A 16346-nucleotide genomic window follows, 5' to 3' on the forward strand; every position below is an offset into this window, starting at 1 on the left:
AAAAAATGAGAAATTTGATTAAAAATTTAGCCGTTTTTGCGTTTGTGGTTTTGGTTGTTGGTTGCGGATATCAGCCAGTATCTAAAATCACTTCGCAGATTATGTCAAAAAGCGTGTATGTCGATGTGCTGATGAGCAAAACAGATCCTCAAAACACAGTGGCTATCAAAGACGCTGTCAAAAGCGGTATAGTAGCGCGCTTAGGCTCAAATTTAGCCGATAAATCTAGCGCGCAAACCTATATCGTAGCTAGCATAAAAAGGCTAACTTTCACAGCCCTTACTTACGATAGATACGGCTATATCACGAGTTATCGCGCAAATTTGACGCTAAATTTCAAAACAAAGCTTAAAAATGGCGAAATTTTTAGCAAAGACTGCGTAGGAGACCATGATTTTTCGGTCTCACGCTTAGTCAAAAACAAACACGACACAATCTCAGTCATCAGCGACAAAGAGCGCTATGACGCTATCGAAAATGCCTCTACTCAGGCGTTTGATGAGTTTATTTCTGCGCTTGCGATCAAAGGCATACAGCTTGAACGCGCTAAAAACTAGCTTGGTTTTTGACTTCTTAAACGCTCGTCCGATTTATTATAAAAAGATCGATTACGAGCGTTTTCCAGCCGCCTTTGAGGCTATGCGAGGCAAACTTCCGCTAAAAAATATCACCCAAATCATCGGCACTAATGGCAAGGGAAGCACTGGCAGGTTTTTATCTAGGATTATTATGAGTGCAAATGGCGCAAATGGGCAAAATTCGCGCCCTAAATTTAGCGTCGGCCACTACACTAGCCCGCATATTATGAGATTAAATGAGCGCATTTATCGCGACGGGCGCGAGATTAGCGATGATGAGTTGCAAGGTGCGCACGAGTTTTTGCAAGCAAATTTGCCGGCAAAATTTAGAAATAATCTTTCGTATTTCGAATACCTGACTTTGGCGGCTGCGGTGCATTTTAGGGAGTGCGATTACTGCGTATTCGAGGCTGGTATGGGTGGCGAGTTTGACGCTACGAGCAGTTTTGATAGAGAGCTTTCGCTTTTTACCCCTATTGGCACCGATCATATCGGCATGCTTGGAGAGAATTTGGAGCAAATTTCGCGCACGAAGCTCAATGCAATGGCGCAAAACGCGATTTTAAGTGATGAAATGAACGAGACTAGCGTGAAAATCGCGCGTGAAATAGCAGCGCAAAAGGGGGTAAATTTGGCGTTTGCAAGCGATTTTTTAAGCGCAGATGAAAAGCGCGAAATAGCCGAATATATCAAAACTCACAATCTAGCAAATTTTCAATATTCAAATTTAAAATTAGCCGTGGCTGGGGCGAAATTTTGGGGCTTAAATTTTAAAATTGCTGAAATTTTGCCACTTGATTTGCCTGGGCGCGCCGAAGCAATCGCCCCAAATATCATTATCGATGTGGGGCATAACGAACTAGCCGCCGCAGCACTTGCCAAGGAATTTGCGGGCAAAAAATTTACTCTGATTTACAACGCCTTTGCCGATAAGGATATCAAAAAGGTTCTTGCTACCCTTGCGCCGATTATCAAAAATGTCCAAATTTTGCCTTATGAGGCCCCAGGTCGTGAGCTTGGCGGGGATATGATTACGCAGGCTTTGGACGAGCTTGGTATCGCGCACTCTGAATTTATGGGCGAAACCTATGAAAATGAGCTTTATTTGGTGTTTGGTTCGTTTCATTTAGTCGAGGAATTTTTGAAATTTTATAATAACGGGGCGAAATTTGGCAAAAACTAAAATCACAATCAGTGATAATTTCGGCTCGAAAACTATGCAATTTGGCGAGAATTTTCGCTTTCAACTTAAAATTTTAGTTGCATTTATCATTGTGTTTTTGCTCGTTTTGTTTTTCGCGCTTTTTCGCCTAAATAACGACAAAAAAAATCTAAAAACCACCAATGCTACGCTAATGGCGCAGATTGAAAAGCTAGAAAAACAAAACCAAAATTTGATAATTCAGGCAAATCAAATGCGCGAACAAACTACACTCGATATCGCAAACGAGGGCCCTGACGGCGATGAGAGCGACGCGCAAATCGCGCAGTATTTCAGCGAAAGACTAGCCCAACGAAACAAATCAAACTCCAAAACAATCAGCGCAAACGATAACACCTATAAATTGATGTTTCAATACATACCAAACCGCTATCCGATAAAAAACCGCGGAATTACCGATAATTACGGCATGCGCACGCACCCGATAGCCGGTGTCAAACGCATGCATCATGGCATAGATTTGCGCGCCAGTGTCGGCACACCGGTAATCGCCACAGCAGATGGATTTGTCGATTTTGCCGGCGAGAGCGGAAACGGATATGGCATACTCGTGCGAATCACGCACAATTACGGATTTTCGACAAGGTATGGTCATTTAAGCTCGGTTAGTGTGGCTCCTGGCATGTGGGTTAGCAAAGGCACGATTATCGGCTACACGGGCAATACAGGATATAGCACGGGGCCGCATTTGCACTATGAGGTGCGGTTTTTGGGTATGACGCTAGATCCACTAAATTTCATGCTGTGGGACAGCTCGAATTTAAATATCTGGTCGGTCGAACCAAATGTATCGTGGTATGAGATAAATCGCGTCTTGCAAAGTGGGGCGCAAAAATAATGCAAGCTAGAATTTATGAGTATTTTTTGCAAATTTTAGCGCAAAATTCTGCGCAAATTTGTCCTCAAATTTTAATCACAGATGATGAAAAAGATAGCGCACTTTGCGCTGAGGTGCTGAAATTTTTGGGTTTTAAAACCTTTGTTTTGCCTGATTTTAGGGCGCATTTTGGCGAGGATTTAAGGAGTTATTATGACGAGCTAATCGGCATTTCACGCTCGCTTGGCGCGTATTACAAATGCGAAGGGCGCAAAATTTTAATCTCGCCAGTTCGCACGATTTTAAACAAACTCCCCACAAAATCGCAACTAAAAGGGATAAAAATCGAATTCGCCCAAAAGCTAAATTTGCCTGAATTTAAAGATGAAATTTTGCGCCTTGGATACAGCGTGACGCAGGTCGTCGAAAGCGCAGGCGAGATTAGCTTTCGTGGCGAGATTATCGATATTTTCCCGCTTGGAGGCGAGTGCGGGGTGAGGGTTTTGCTCGATGATGATGAAATCGAGAGCATTAGGCATTTTGACATTGATACGCAAAAATCCGAAAAAATCGAGCTAGAAAGCGTCGAGATTGAGCCGTTTTTGGCGAATTTAAACAAGGGCGAGTTTGAGAGTGCTAACGAAAAAATTAACGCCTTTGATAGCGACGCTTTGATTAACGATTTAACTTCGCTTGGATTTTGGTTTATAGATGGGTTTGCGGATTATTTGCAAGAATTTAGCGTAGTTTTAGCCTGTCCTATCAAAAAAGATGAAATTTTTGCCGAAAGGGATTTAAGCGTCCTTGATACACTGCCGCTAATACCTGCCGCGCGTAAATTTAAGGATTTGCAAATCACGCCAAATAGCGAATTTTTCGAATTTCACAAAAATGACAAAATCACCATTATCGCGCGAAATGACGCACTTTTGGCGCATTTGGATCTCTCAAATTTAAGCAATGCGAAAATTTTAAAAGAGGATTTTATCCTAAATTTAATCAGCTCTGACGAGATTATCGTTTCATTAAACAAGCTAATCCCTAAAAAGCGCGTTCGCAAATCTAGCCTTGCGCTCGACGAGCTAAATCCTGGCGATTTTGTCGTGCATGAAGACTACGGAATCGCTAAATTCGCTGGCCTTGAACTAGCTACCGTTTTGGGGCATTCGCGTGAGTTTGTCGCCCTGATATACGAAGGTGGCGACAAGCTACTTTTGCCTGTGGAATACCTAAACAAAATCGACAAATATATAGCAAGTGCTAGCGTGATAACATGCGACCGACTAGGCAAAGCAAGTTTTGCGAAAATCAAAGAAAAGGTGCGCGAAAAGCTCTTTGTCATCGCTAGTAAAATAATCCAAACCGCCGCTAAACGCGAGCTAATTCGTGGCGTGATGATAGAAAATACTGGCCCAAATTACGCCAAATTTATCGCTTCTAGCGGGTTTTCATACACGCCAGATCAAGAAAGCGCGATTAGCGCGATTTTGCAGGATTTGCGCAGTGGTAAGGTCATGGATAGGCTATTAAGCGGCGATGTGGGCTTTGGCAAGACAGAAGTAGCGATGAACGCGATATTTGCCACTATTAAAAGTGGCTTTTCGGCGCTGTTTTTCGTGCCTACAACGCTTCTTTGCGCCCAGCACTACGCCACGCTAAAAGCGAGATTTGATGAGTTTGAAATCCCCGTATTTAGGCTAGATAGATTTAGCAAGGCAAAGGAAAAAAGCGAAATTTTAAAACGGCTTAAAAATAATGAAGCGATTGTGTGCGTAGGCACGCATAGCCTGCTAAATGTCGAAGCGCCAAATTTAGGGCTCGTAATCGTCGATGAAGAGCATAAATTCGGCGTGAAACAAAAAGAGAAATTAAAGGAAAAATCGCAAAATTCGCACCTTTTAAGCATGTCTGCTACGCCGATTCCACGCTCGCTAAATATGGCGCTAAGCCAGATTAAGAGTTATAGCACGCTTCTAACTCCGCCACTTGATCGCCTCGATGTGCGCACAATGGTCAAAGAGTGGGACGAAAAAATCGTAAAAGAGGCGATTACGCGCGAGCTTCGCCGTGGCGGGCAGATTTTTTATGTGCATAATCATATCGCAAGCATGCCTAGCGTGAAAAAACGGCTACTTGAAATTTTGCCAAATTTAAAAATCGTAATCTTACACTCTAAAATCGATGCGCAAACCACCGAGGACGAGATAGCTAAATTTATCGCTGGGGAGTATGATCTCATGCTATGCACGAGCATAGTCGAGAGTGGAATTCACATGCCGCGCGTCAATACGATTTTAATCGACAACGCCGATAAATTCGGCATAGCAGACCTGCACCAGCTACGAGGCAGGGTAGGGCGAAGCAACAAACAGGCATTTTGCTACTATTTAATTAGCGATAAAACCAGCCTTACTAGCGACGCGCTAAAACGGCTCGTGGCATTAGAGAGCAACTCATTTCTAGGCTCGGGCTCAGTGCTAGCGTATCATGACCTAGAAATCAGAGGTGGTGGAAACCTTGTCGGTGAAGCGCAAAGCGGGCATATCGAGGCTATCGGATACAGCCTGTATTTGCGTATGCTAGAAGATGAGATAAACAAGCTTTTAAACCAAAAAACAATCATTTCAAGCGTTGAGCTTAAAATTTCAGTCAATGCCTTTTTAAACAGCGAATATATCGCAGAGGATAGGTTGAGGCTTGACATTTATCGCAGGCTTAGCAAATGCGAAAACGCTATGCAAATAAATGAAATTTACGCTGAAATCGAGGATAGATTCGGCAAGGCTGATGTTTATACCAAACAATTCATTGATATGATGATGATAAAGGTGCTAGCCCAAAATATCGGTGTGCGCGCGATTTCGAGCGCAGATGTAAATATCGTAATCACAGATAAAAATGGCGAGAAAATCCGCCTAAAATCGCCTTCGAAAGACGATGATGATGTGCTAGCGGAAATTTTAGTGTATTTGCGAAAGGAAAACAAAAATGTCTGAGTTAAATTTGAAAATTGATTGGCAAAGCGTGCAAGTGGCGCAGTTTCGCAGACACGGATTAAAACTGCGGGCGATAGAGGATATTGATTTTGTTGATATCAACGCACTTTGTGGCTTGGAGGCGCAAAAAACTGCGCTTGTAGAAAATACGCGAAATTTTATCCACGGGCGTGGGGCAAATCACGCCTTGCTCTGGGGCGAGCCGGGCTGTGGTAAATCGAGCCTAGCAAAGGCAGTTTTTACGAAATTTTTGCAAGACGGGCTTAAAATCGTCGAAATCGGCAAAGATGATTTGGAGTATCTCATCGATATAATCGATGAAATCAGGGGGCAGGATTATTATTTCATCATTTTTTGCGATGATTTAAGCTTTGAGCTTGGCGAAAACGCCTACAAGCACCTAAAACCGCTACTTGACGGCTCTATGGAGCGCGCGCCCAAAAATGTGCTAATGTATGCGACCTCAAATCGCAGACACATTTTAAGCGAGCTAGCCAGCGACAACATGGGCGCGCAGGTGGGCACCGACGAGCTTCATTTAAGCGACGCCAAAAACGAGCGCATTAGCCTTAGTGAGCGATTTGGCTTGCAACTTAGCTTTTATAGTGGCAATATGAGCGAGTATTTGGGCGTGGTGGAGAGCTATTTCGCGGCATTTAGATTTATGAGCGTTGATGAGTTTAGGCAGAGTTTCGCGCACGCACTTGATGAGTTACGCGCCAAAGCTAGCGAGTTTGCGAGGCTAAGGGCGAGCCGAAGCGGGCGGATTGCAAAGCAGTTTGCGCTAAGCTATGCAAGCGAGTTTTTTGCGAAATTTAGCCCCGAAAATGAGCGCGACTGAGCTATTTCGCGCACTTTTTGGCGCGACTAAATTTGATGATTTTCGCTGGTGGCCGAGATATGGCGAATTTGAAGTGATTGTCGGCGCGATACTGATCCAAAACACAAACTGGAAAAATGCTGAACTTGCACTTGAAAATTTGAGGAAATCCGGGCTTTTGGATTTGCAAAATTTAGCAAATTTAAGCGTGGAAAATTTAGCCGAAATTATCAAACCAAGCGGATTTTATAACCAAAAAGCAAAACGGCTAAACTCGCTTTGCAGGGCGATTGCGGCAGAATTTGGCGATTTTGAAAATTTCGCGCACGCCGTAAGCCGTGAGTGGCTGATAAGCCAAAAAGGCATAGGCGCGGAAACCTGCGACGCGATTTTGTGCTATGCGTGCGGAAGAGCCGTAATGGTCGCAGATAGCTACTCTGTGCGTTTTCTAGGCGCGCTTGGATATGAGTTTGAGAGTTACGACGAGCTTAGCGAGTGGCTCGGCGCGCTAGAATTTGGCGAAGTTTTTAAGTTAGCAAATTCTCGCTATGATAATTTTTCAAACGACGAAAACGGCGCATTTGCGCTATTTCACGGACTAATCGTGGAATTTTGCAAAGCACACTTAAAAGGCAAAAAATTCGATGAATTTGCGATAAATTTATTTGATGAGTTAAAATGCAGTTAAAAATCCAAATTTTTCTAACAATCTTTCTCGTGATTTACGCCCTTTTATCGCTACCTAGCCAGATAAAAAATAAAAACTATTTTCAAATTTTTCTTTTTTTGTCTTTTGTCTGTATTAGTATAGAAATGCTTAGGCAAAACAGCCTTATAAATGGGCTTTTATCTAGTGTTGGCATGGATTATTTCGACATTATTTTTATTTGTGTCATGCTCTTTTTTATCTATGCTTTTCGCTCTGATAAGCCTGGCACTTTTGTGTTGTCTGCAATCTCTTTTTTTGATGGGTTTGCTTCGCTAAACGGATATAAAGTGTGGAGCAAATACCAAGGCTGGGTAAGACTTGGCACAAGGGGCAAAATTTTTGCTTTTATTGTGGCTTTTGCCTCGCTTTTTGCTTTTTTATTTGGTAAAAAAAGCAATCAAAATAAACTATTTTTCTGCAAAAATTGCCAAAAGACTTTTTATTTTTATGAGGTAAAAAATTTAAGGTGCAAACAATGTTTTGGGGATTTGGTGGATTATGAGCGCTATTTAAAACAAAAATATGCACATAAAAATGAAATTTTGGTAGGTGATAAAGTTGGCAAGTCAAAACCGCGCAAGAATAAACGAAAAAAGCATAAATAAACCCAAAATGGTAAAATTTTAAATGGTTTTGCCCCTTGAAAATTTTAAAATTTCGGCGCAGTGTTTAGAATTTGCGAAGCGAGATTAAATCACGCACAAATGCTTGATTTTCTCACTCTCAAATTTCAGCTCCACTATGTCGTGCCAAAGTGTGATAAACTGGCTATTTACACATAAATTGCTTTGAATTTTTCTAACGCAAATTTAAAATTCCTGCGAATTTAACTATTTAATCAAATTTATTGTAAAATTGTCCGAAATTTTACCAAAAAGGGGCAAAATATGGACTTTTTACAAAACTACGAATCCAGCGTAAATGAGCGCGCGAAGCTAGGTATTCCGCCACTTGCACTTAGCGCCGAGCAAACCAAGCAGCTATGCGAAATCCTAAAAACCAATCCAAGCGAAAAATTAATCGAAATTTTAAAAACACGCATTAACCCAGGCGTCGATGATGCCGCTAAAATCAAGGCGGAGTTTTTGGGCGAAATCATAAACGGCGATTGTAGCGTGGCTGGCATTAGCAAAAATGAGGCTTTTGCGATGTTGGAGCGCATGCTTGGCGGATACAGCGTGATCGAGCTAATCCGCGCCTTGCAAAGCGCAGATGAAGCCACTGCAAAGGGCGCAGCAGCGGCTCTTGGTAGGACGATTTTTGTGCATGATTATTTTGTAGAGGTCGCAAGGCTGGCAAAAGAGGGCAACGCTCACGCAAAAATTGTGCTTCAAGCGTGGGCGAATATAGAGTGGTTTAGGGCGAAAAAACCTCTGAGTGAGTGTATCAAAGGCGTGGTTTTTAAGGTCGCTGGCGAGACAAACACAGATGATTTAAGCCCTGCTAGCGAGGCTTTTACGCGTTCTGATATCCCGCTTCACGCTCTAAGCATGCTTAGCAAACGCCAAGCCGGTAGCCTAGAAAAAATCGCAGAACTTAAAAAAAGCGGTAGGCAGGTTGTGTATGTGGGCGATGTCGTGGGCACTGGAAGTAGTCGCAAAAGTGGCGTGAATTCCGTGCAGTGGCATATCGGCGAGGAAATTTATGGTATCCCAAACAAAAAAACAGGCGGTGTAATCATAGGCTCTGTCATCGCGCCGATTTTTTTCAACACAGCCCAAGATAGCGGTGCTCTGCCAATCGAAGCGAGTGTCGAAAACCTCGAAATGGGCGATGAAATCGAGATTTATCCATATAAGGGCGAGATTGTTAAAAACGGCGAGGTCGTTTGCAAATTTAGCCTGAGCCCAAATACGATTTTCGATGAATACAAAGCCGGCGGGCGAATCCCACTAATCATCGCAAGAGGGCTTTGCGCTAAGGCTAGAAAAGAGCTAGGCTTAGGCGATGATGAGATTTTTACTAGACCAGAGCAACCTAAATTTGACGAGAGCGCAGGTTACACTCTCGCGCAAAAAATCGTCGGCAAAGCCTGTGGCATGGCGGGCGTGAGAGCTGGTATGTATGTCGAGCCACTTACGCTAACTGTGGGTTCGCAAGACACCACAGGCCCTATGACGCGCGATGAGATTAAAGAGCTTGCTAGCCTTGGATTTGGCGCAGATTTCGTGTTGCAGAGCTTTTGCCACACGGCAGCCTATCCTAAGCCAAGCGATACTATCACGCACCGAACACTTCCGCCGTTTATGAGTAGTCGTGGTGGCGTGGCACTGCGCCCAGGGGACGGAGTAATCCACTCATGGCTAAATCGTATGGTGCTCCCTGATAGCGTAGGCACGGGCGGAGATAGCCACACGAGATTTCCAATCGGCATTAGCTTTCCAGCAGGTAGCGGGCTAGTGGCATTTGCGGCAGTTACTGGAAGTATGCCGCTAAATATGCCAGAATCTGTGCTTGTGAGATTTAAAGGAAAGTTGCAAGAGGGAATTACTTTGCGCGATTTGGTAAATGCGATTCCTTACTATGCGATTAAAAAAGGCTTATTGAGCGTCGAGAAAAAGGGCAAAAAAAATATATTTGCAGGCAAAATTTTAGAGATTGAAGGGCTTGAAAATTTAAAGGCCGAGCAGGCTTTCGAGCTAAGCGATGCTAGTGCTGAGAGAAGTGCAGCGGCGTGTGCAATCGCGCTAAATACCGAGAGTGTGTGTGAATACATACGCTCAAATATCGCTCTAATCGACGCTATGATAAAAGCTGGTTATCAAAACAGCGACGCGCTAGCTAGAAGGGGCGAAAAAATGAAAAAATGGCTAGAAAATCCGACACTTTTAAAAGCCGATGAAAACGCAAAATACGCAGAAGTGATTGAAATAGATTTGGGTGAGATTACAGAGCCGATTTTAGCCTGCCCTAATGACCCTGACGATGTCGCAACGCTAAGCGAAATTTTAGCCGATGAGAGAAGGGCGAAAAATATCGATGAGGTTTTCATTGGAAGCTGTATGACAAATATCGGGCATTATCGCGCCGCAGCGCAGATTTTAAAGGGTAGCGCGCAAACACCAGCCCGCCTTTGGATAGCACCGCCTACGAAAATGGACGAGGCAAAACTCAAAGAAGAGGGCGTGTATAGCGTATTTGGCGCGGTAGGAGCGCGCACAGAGGTGCCTGGGTGCTCGCTATGTATGGGAAATCAAGCGCGCGTAAAAGATAATGCGGTCGTAGTCTCAACTTCGACTAGAAATTTCGATAATCGTATGGGTATGGGTGCTAAGGTATATTTAGCAAGTGCCGAACTAGCCGCTGTTTGTGCGATGCTAGGCAGAATTCCTAGCGCGAGGGAATACAAAGAGATAGTGCGCGAGAAATTAAATGGCAAAAATGGCGAAATTTATCGTTATTTAAATTTTAACGAGGAAGAAAATTTCGCGCTCTAAGCCACGAATTAGCGCGTTTTGCGCTAATAAGTTTAAATAAGCAAAATTTCGCTAAAATGGCGGGTTAAATTTGACAAGGTTGGTTATGCAAAGAATTTTGATTTTATGGATATTTGGCGCAATCTGTGCTTTTGGCGCGACCTGCGCCGATATCGAGGCAGATCCGAAAGCCTATTTTGCCACTACGCCAAGCCCTAGCGAACTTTTGCTGAGTGATTATGATTGCAAGGGCTCGCTTGTGGAGGCTTCATTTTTGCGAAATTTGCAAAATTTAGCTAGGACGATTAGGAGTGAGAGTATCGAGTGTGTGGGAAACGAAGCTAGCATAAATGAGAAAAAATTCGAACGCATCTTAGCGCAGGCTGGCATGGATAGCGATGGATTTTTGCGCGAGGCTAAGCAGAAAAATTTAGGCGCAGCGTATGCAAATGCGCTAGAAATTTTAGAATTTTACTCTGAGCAAAAATTTATAAATTTCATAAATTTCAAAAATTTTATCTCCGAGATAAATTTGGCAAAAACGGCATTACAAAGCCATTTTAGCGTAAATTTATCCCCAAACGAGGCTAGTGAGATTGCGGATTTGGTGCTGAGCGAATTTGCCCTATATGCGGCTAAAAATCGCAGTATCGACGCGTATAATAAGCTAGAATTAGCCCTTAAAAACAGGGTAAATATAGATGAGTTTAATGTGCTTTTAAGCAGCAATACTTACAGCACAAACGACCTTAGCGGTGCGCTAAATTTGGCACTTTTGCTAGGATATGATACGAAATTTATCGACGCACTTATTACGCGCGGGGCGAAGATTAACGACGGGGACGATAGCGCGCTATTTTACGCTATGTCAAATTTACAAAATGCTAAATTTCTAATCTCCAAAGGCGCACAAGTATCGCACAAAAATCAACTTGGACAAACCCCGATTTTCTACGCTGTGGCTAGCAAAAACTACGAAATGGTAAATTTCATGGTCTATAACCACGCTAGCGTAAATGTCCGCCAAATCGGCTCTACCGAAAAGGGCGCGCTAGCTTCGCTTGGCGGGTATTCGGACGCGTGTGCGTTTAATGATTTGGGTGCTAGTTTGCTAATGTATTCGGCGCTACATGGAAACAAAGAAATCACCGAGCTTTTGGTCAAATCTGGCGCAGATGAAAAAAGAGTAGATGAGGCCGGGCTAAATGCGCTTGATTACGCTATTTTTGGTGGCGATGAAAAGATCCAAGAATACCTCAAATCTATCGGACTTAAACCTAGTGTAAGCGCGAATAATGGGGATTTCATGGGAAGCATGGCAGAGGAAAATTTCGAAGATATAGCGAACTAATCTAATACAAAAGGGAAATTTATGTTTAGGATTTTATTTATTTTTTTGCTTCCGTTTTTTGTCTTTGGCGCGGAGCTTAGCCCAGCTGAAAAAAATGCAAGCATTTATGGCGCACTGACGCTGATTCCGCCACTTGTGGCGATTGCTCTTGCATTTATCACCAAAGATGTCATTTTATCGCTGTTTTTGGGCGTGTTAAGCGGGACATTTCTCATCGGTATGAACGATAATGGTGTGCTTTCGGGCTTTGTTGTAGCATTTACTGATCTTTGTGCGCGTATGGTAGCTTCCATGGCTGATGCGTGGAATGCGGGAATTTTGCTTCAAGTTATGTGTATCGGAGGCCTTATCGCGCTAGTTACCAAAAGTGGCGGCACCAAAGCCCTTGCTATGTGGCTTGGGGCTAGGGCGCATACTGGGGTTAGGGCGCAAATTTACACTTGGTTTATGGGAATTATCATTTTCTTTGACGATTACGCAAACGCCCTTATTTTGGGGCCTATCATGCGTCCTTTGATGGATAGATTTAAAATTTCGCGTGCGAAATTTGCCTTTATCATCGACGCGACAGCTGCGCCGATAACTGGAATTGCGCTGATTTCGACTTGGGTCGGGGTTGAGATTTCGGCGATTAAGGAAGCGTATGCGCAAATCGGCGTCGAGGATATCAACGCATTTACGATTTTTGTGGAGACAATCCCATATAGATTTTATAATATTTACATGCTTTTCTTTGTCGTGGCAAGTGCTGTGATGATGAGGGAATTCGGCCCTATGTATCGCGCCGAAATGGCGTCTCGCGCTGGCAAAAATGGCGGACGGGACTTTAAAATCGCAAATTTAGAAGATCAAGCATTTAGCCCAAAAGAGGGTATCGAACCACGCAAGATTAATGCTTTAATTCCGCTTGGAGCGATGATTGTGCTAAGCGTGATTGGGTTTTATGCAAACGGACTTGGCGCGCTTGGCGAAGAGGAATTAAAGGCTGTGCAAGCAGATCCGTTTTCCTTCGTTTCTATCAGAACGGCATTTAGCGGGGCTGACGCTTCTGTGGTGCTGTTTCAAGCGGCTATGTTTTCGTCAATAATCGGTATAGTTTTGGGGCTGTGGCAAAAAATTTATGGTATCAAAGAGGGAATTGAAATTTGGATTGGGGGCTGGAAAACCATGCTCACAACCGTTTTAATCCTGCTTTTTGCGTGGTCACTAAGCTCTACGATAAAAGAGCTTGGCACCTCAAAATACCTTGTGGATTTGCTAGGCGAGAGCACCCCTATGGCGCTACTTGCGCTCGTGATTTTCGTGCTAAGCTCGATTATTTCATTTTCGACCGGCACTAGCTTTGGCACTATGGGTATCGTAACCCCGCTCGCTGTGCCACTAGCTGCCTCTGTGGGGGCGAAATACGGCCTTAGCGGCGATGAATTTCATGCTTTTATGTGTTTAAATATTAGCTCGGTTTTTACAGGGGCGATTTTTGGCGATCACTGCTCGCCGATTTCAGATACCACAATCCTCTCCTCAATGGGCGCAGGTTGCGATCATATCGAGCATGTCAGCACTCAGCTACCTTACGCTATCGTAGTGGGTATCATCAGCACATTTTGCGGGTTTTTGCCAGCTAGCTTTGGGGTAAATGTCTGGGTGTGCCTAGCCTTTGGACTTGGCGTAACCGTGCTTGCGATACGAATTTTAGGCAAAAAGGTAAGCGGTGAAGTGCGATAAATTTGGCATTTGTGGAAGTTGCGTTTATGATTTGCCTTACAAAGAGCAGTTAAATTTAAAAAAAGAGCGCATAAGCGCGGAATTTGCGCCGTTTTATACTGGCGAAATCGAGGTTTTTGCCTCCAAAGAAAGCGCATTTCGCTCGCGGGCTGAATTTGGGATTTTTCACGAGGGCGAGAAGCTTCATTTTAGCATGCGAGGCAGGGATAAAGAGCGTGTTTTCGTGCAAAACTGCCCTATCGTAGATGAAAAAATCCAAAGCTTTATGGATAGAGTTTTGCCAATTTTGCGGGGCGATGAGGTTTTGAAATTTAGGCTTTTTGGGTGCGAGTTTATCGCTACGAAAAATGATTTTTTATGCGTGCTTTTATATCACCGAAATGTCGTAGAAATAGAGCCGAATTTGGCAAATTTAGCCAGAAATTTAGGGCTAAATTTAATCGCTAGATCGCGCGGGAAAAAGCTCGTTTTTGGCAGGGAAAATTTAGAAGACGAGTTTGAAATAAAGGGGCAAATTTATCGCTACACTTTCGAAGCTACGGCGTTTTCGCAGCCAAACAGAGGCGTTAATGAAAAGATGATTTCGTGGGTGCTAGGCGCAGTGGGCGATGAGAAAACACCTAAAAAAGATCTGCTTGAAATGTATTGCGGACATGGGAATTTCACAATCCCGCTAAGTGCTAAATTTCGCCAAATTTTGGCAAATGAGATTAGCAAAAATAGCATAAAAAACGCACTTTTAAACGCGCAAAAAAACGGCGCCAAAAACATAAAATTTGTGCGCCTAAGCGCAGACGAGCTAATGAGCGCATTTGGGGGAGAGCGCGAATTTACCCGCTTAGAGGGGGTAGATTTGCAAGGTTATGAAATCTCGCATATTTTGGTAGATCCGCCACGCGCAGGGCTTGAAGCAAGCGTGCTAAATTTCATCAAAGATTACAAAAACATAATCTACATTTCGTGCAATCCGCAAAGTTTAAAGCAAAATTTAAGCTATCTTTGCAAAACGCACAAGGTGGAGAAATTCGCGATTTTCGATCAGTTCGCGCATACTGCGCATGTCGAGTGCGGCGTGATTTTAAAGGCGTTAGCGTGATAAGTGAAATTTTAAGAAATGCCAAAAATATCGCTATCGTGGGGCTTAGCCCAAATCAGAGCAAGCCAAGCAACCGCGTGGGGCAGTATTTAGCCGCGCAAAATTTTAAAATTTTTCCGATTTATCCTAAATTTGATGAAATTTTAGGTAGGAAGGTTTATAGAAATTTAAAAGAAATAAATGATAAAATCGACATTGTCGTTATGTTTCGAAAAGGCGAGTTTGCAAATGCGCTTTTTAGCGATGTTTTGGCGTGTAAAGCCAAAACGCTTTGGTTGCAAGTTGGCATTTTTAACGACAGCGTGGCTTTTCTCGCGCAAAAAAATGGAGTAAATTTTATCCAAAACAAGTGCATAATGATAGAGCATAAAAATTTGAAAGGCTAAAAATGGTAGATTTAAATAAAATAGTTCAAGCAAAGCGCACAATAGCGGCTTTTGTGCATAAGACACCCTTCGCTTTCGCACCAAAGCTAAGCGAAATTTATGGGGCGCAAATTTATCTAAAAAATGAGAATTTACAACGCACGGGCGCGTATAAAATTCGTGGCGCATACAACAAAATCGCTCATCTTAGCGAAGATGAAAAGAGCCGTGGCGTAATCGCAGCGAGTGCGGGCAACCATGCGCAAGGCGTGGCGATGAGTGCGCAAAAATTTGGCGTACGCGCCGTAATCGTCATGCCAGAGGCGACACCGCTTTTAAAGGTCAGTGGGACGAAAGCTTTGGGGGCTGAGATTATCCTAAAAGGCGATAATTTCGACGAGGCTTACGCTTATGCGCTTGAATACGCCAAGGAAAACAACCTTACCTTTGTCCATCCTTTCGATGATGAGCTAGTCCAAGCAGGACAGGGCACAATCGCGCTTGAAATGCTAGAAGATGTCGCAGATCTCGACTATATCATAGCGCCTGTGGGCGGTGGCGGACTAATTAGTGGCGTGGCAAGCTGTGCTAAACAAATCAATCCTGATATAAAAATCATCGCCGTTGGCGCAAAGGGCGCGCCTGCTATGCACGATAGCTTCGTAGCCAAAAAGGCGATAAACTCTCAGAGCGTGCGCACTATCGCCGATGGTATCGCGGTGCGTGATACTAGCGAGATCACGCTAAAACATATTTTAGAAAGCGTCGATGAGTTCGTCCAAGTCGATGATGAGGAGGTCGCAAGCGCGATTTTGTATCTGCTAGAAAATCAAAAAATCATCGTCGAGGGCGCAGGAGCTGTGGGTGTAGCAGCTCTTATGAACCATAAATTTAGCTTCAAAGAGGGCGCTAAAATCGGCATTATTTTAAGTGGTGGAAATATCGATGTGCAAATGCTAAACATCATCATCGAAAAAGGTCTTATCAAATCTCACCGCAAAATGACGATAAATGTTACGCTCGTGGATAAACCGGGCTCGCTAACCAAGCTTACAAATGTTTTGCGTGATGCGAACGCAAACATCGTCAAAATCGACTATGATCGCTTCTCGACCGAGATCGAATACGGCGACGCGCAAATTACAATCACGCTAGAAACCAAGGGCAAGGCGCACCAAGAGGAGATTGCGTGGGCGTTAAAAAGCGCAGGATATGATTTCAAAGAGCTGTTTTAGGCGAAATTTGAAAGGA

At 43.6% G+C, this 16346-nt stretch carries 13 protein-coding genes; all 13 read left to right on the top strand.

Features of this window, described 5'->3' with window-relative positions:
* Window positions 1–5 precede the first annotated feature (5 nt).
* The gene (gene lptE, locus OFO10_RS07095; protein WP_270859283.1) at window positions 6–557 is read left to right on the top strand and encodes an LPS assembly lipoprotein LptE; all 552 of its coding nucleotides are present in this window, start codon (window positions 6–8) and stop codon (window positions 555–557) included.
* Window positions 538–1761 (top strand): Mur ligase family protein, encoded by a 1224-nt coding sequence (locus OFO10_RS07100; RefSeq protein ID WP_270866649.1) that lies wholly within the window; start codon window positions 538–540, stop codon window positions 1759–1761. Before lptE ends, OFO10_RS07100 begins: the two co-directional genes overlap by 20 nt.
* Window positions 1748–2638, top strand: coding sequence for a M23 family metallopeptidase (locus OFO10_RS07105; RefSeq protein ID WP_270866650.1), 891 nt, complete (start codon window positions 1748–1750; stop codon window positions 2636–2638). Before OFO10_RS07100 ends, OFO10_RS07105 begins: the two co-directional genes overlap by 14 nt.
* Entirely contained in the window at window positions 2638–5613 is a 2976-nt protein-coding gene (locus OFO10_RS07110) for a DEAD/DEAH box helicase (RefSeq protein WP_270866651.1), read from the top strand. The genes OFO10_RS07105 and OFO10_RS07110 overlap by 1 nt, the downstream gene beginning before the upstream one ends.
* Window positions 5606–6454, top strand: a complete 849-nt coding sequence (locus tag OFO10_RS07115; RefSeq protein WP_270866652.1) for an ATP-binding protein — start codon at window positions 5606–5608, stop codon at window positions 6452–6454. The genes OFO10_RS07110 and OFO10_RS07115 overlap by 8 nt, the downstream gene beginning before the upstream one ends.
* The gene (locus tag OFO10_RS07120) at window positions 6441–7121 is read left to right on the top strand and encodes a 3-methyladenine DNA glycosylase (protein ID WP_270866653.1); all 681 of its coding nucleotides are present in this window, start codon (window positions 6441–6443) and stop codon (window positions 7119–7121) included. The genes OFO10_RS07115 and OFO10_RS07120 overlap by 14 nt, the downstream gene beginning before the upstream one ends.
* Before the next feature lie 125 nt (window positions 7122–7246).
* Complete coding sequence (locus tag OFO10_RS07125; RefSeq protein WP_270866654.1) at window positions 7247–7747, top strand: hypothetical protein; 501 nt, start codon at window positions 7247–7249, stop codon at window positions 7745–7747.
* A 282-nt stretch (window positions 7748–8029) separates the two neighbouring features.
* Window positions 8030–10579 carry a bifunctional aconitate hydratase 2/2-methylisocitrate dehydratase gene (locus OFO10_RS07130; RefSeq protein ID WP_270866655.1) on the top strand — a complete coding sequence of 850 codons (2550 nt, stop codon included), beginning with the start codon at window positions 8030–8032 and terminating at the stop codon, window positions 10577–10579.
* An 85-nt stretch (window positions 10580–10664) separates the two neighbouring features.
* The gene (locus tag OFO10_RS07135; protein WP_270866656.1) at window positions 10665–11909 is read left to right on the top strand and encodes an ankyrin repeat domain-containing protein; all 1245 of its coding nucleotides are present in this window, start codon (window positions 10665–10667) and stop codon (window positions 11907–11909) included.
* Window positions 11910–11930: 21 nt separating this feature from the next.
* On the top strand, window positions 11931–13634 hold the full coding sequence (locus tag OFO10_RS07140) for a Na+/H+ antiporter NhaC family protein (RefSeq protein WP_270866657.1): 1704 nt from the start codon (window positions 11931–11933) through the stop codon (window positions 13632–13634).
* Window positions 13621–14730, top strand: coding sequence for a tRNA (uridine(54)-C5)-methyltransferase TrmA (gene trmA / locus OFO10_RS07145; RefSeq protein WP_270866658.1), 1110 nt, complete (start codon window positions 13621–13623; stop codon window positions 14728–14730). Before OFO10_RS07140 ends, trmA begins: the two co-directional genes overlap by 14 nt.
* Complete coding sequence (locus OFO10_RS07150) at window positions 14727–15116, top strand: CoA-binding protein (RefSeq protein WP_270858161.1); 390 nt, start codon at window positions 14727–14729, stop codon at window positions 15114–15116. Before trmA ends, OFO10_RS07150 begins: the two co-directional genes overlap by 4 nt.
* Before the next feature lie 2 nt (window positions 15117–15118).
* On the top strand, window positions 15119–16330 hold the full coding sequence (gene ilvA, locus OFO10_RS07155) for a threonine ammonia-lyase (RefSeq protein WP_270866659.1): 1212 nt from the start codon (window positions 15119–15121) through the stop codon (window positions 16328–16330).
* The last annotated feature ends 16 nt before the right edge of the window (window positions 16331–16346 follow it).

Origin of the sequence: Campylobacter sp. VBCF_06 NA8 (assembly GCF_027737825.1) — a bacterium.
In the GTDB taxonomy this organism is placed as follows: Bacteria; Campylobacterota; Campylobacteria; order Campylobacterales; family Campylobacteraceae; genus Campylobacter_B.

Coding starts and splice junctions, on each gene's coding strand:
- OFO10_RS07130 (WP_270866655.1), top strand. CDS start 8,030: ATGGACTTTTTACAAAACTACGAATCCAGCGTAAATGAGCGCGCGAAG.
- OFO10_RS07120 (WP_270866653.1), top strand. CDS start 6,441: ATGAGCGCGACTGAGCTATTTCGCGCACTTTTTGGCGCGACTAAATTT.
- OFO10_RS07135 (WP_270866656.1), top strand. CDS start 10,665: ATGCAAAGAATTTTGATTTTATGGATATTTGGCGCAATCTGTGCTTTT.
- OFO10_RS07140 (WP_270866657.1), top strand. CDS start 11,931: ATGTTTAGGATTTTATTTATTTTTTTGCTTCCGTTTTTTGTCTTTGGC.
- ilvA (WP_270866659.1), top strand. CDS start 15,119: ATGGTAGATTTAAATAAAATAGTTCAAGCAAAGCGCACAATAGCGGCT.
- OFO10_RS07125 (WP_270866654.1), top strand. CDS start 7,247: ATGCTTAGGCAAAACAGCCTTATAAATGGGCTTTTATCTAGTGTTGGC.
- OFO10_RS07110 (WP_270866651.1), top strand. CDS start 2,638: ATGCAAGCTAGAATTTATGAGTATTTTTTGCAAATTTTAGCGCAAAAT.
- OFO10_RS07115 (WP_270866652.1), top strand. CDS start 5,606: ATGTCTGAGTTAAATTTGAAAATTGATTGGCAAAGCGTGCAAGTGGCG.
- lptE (WP_270859283.1), top strand. CDS start 6: ATGAGAAATTTGATTAAAAATTTAGCCGTTTTTGCGTTTGTGGTTTTG.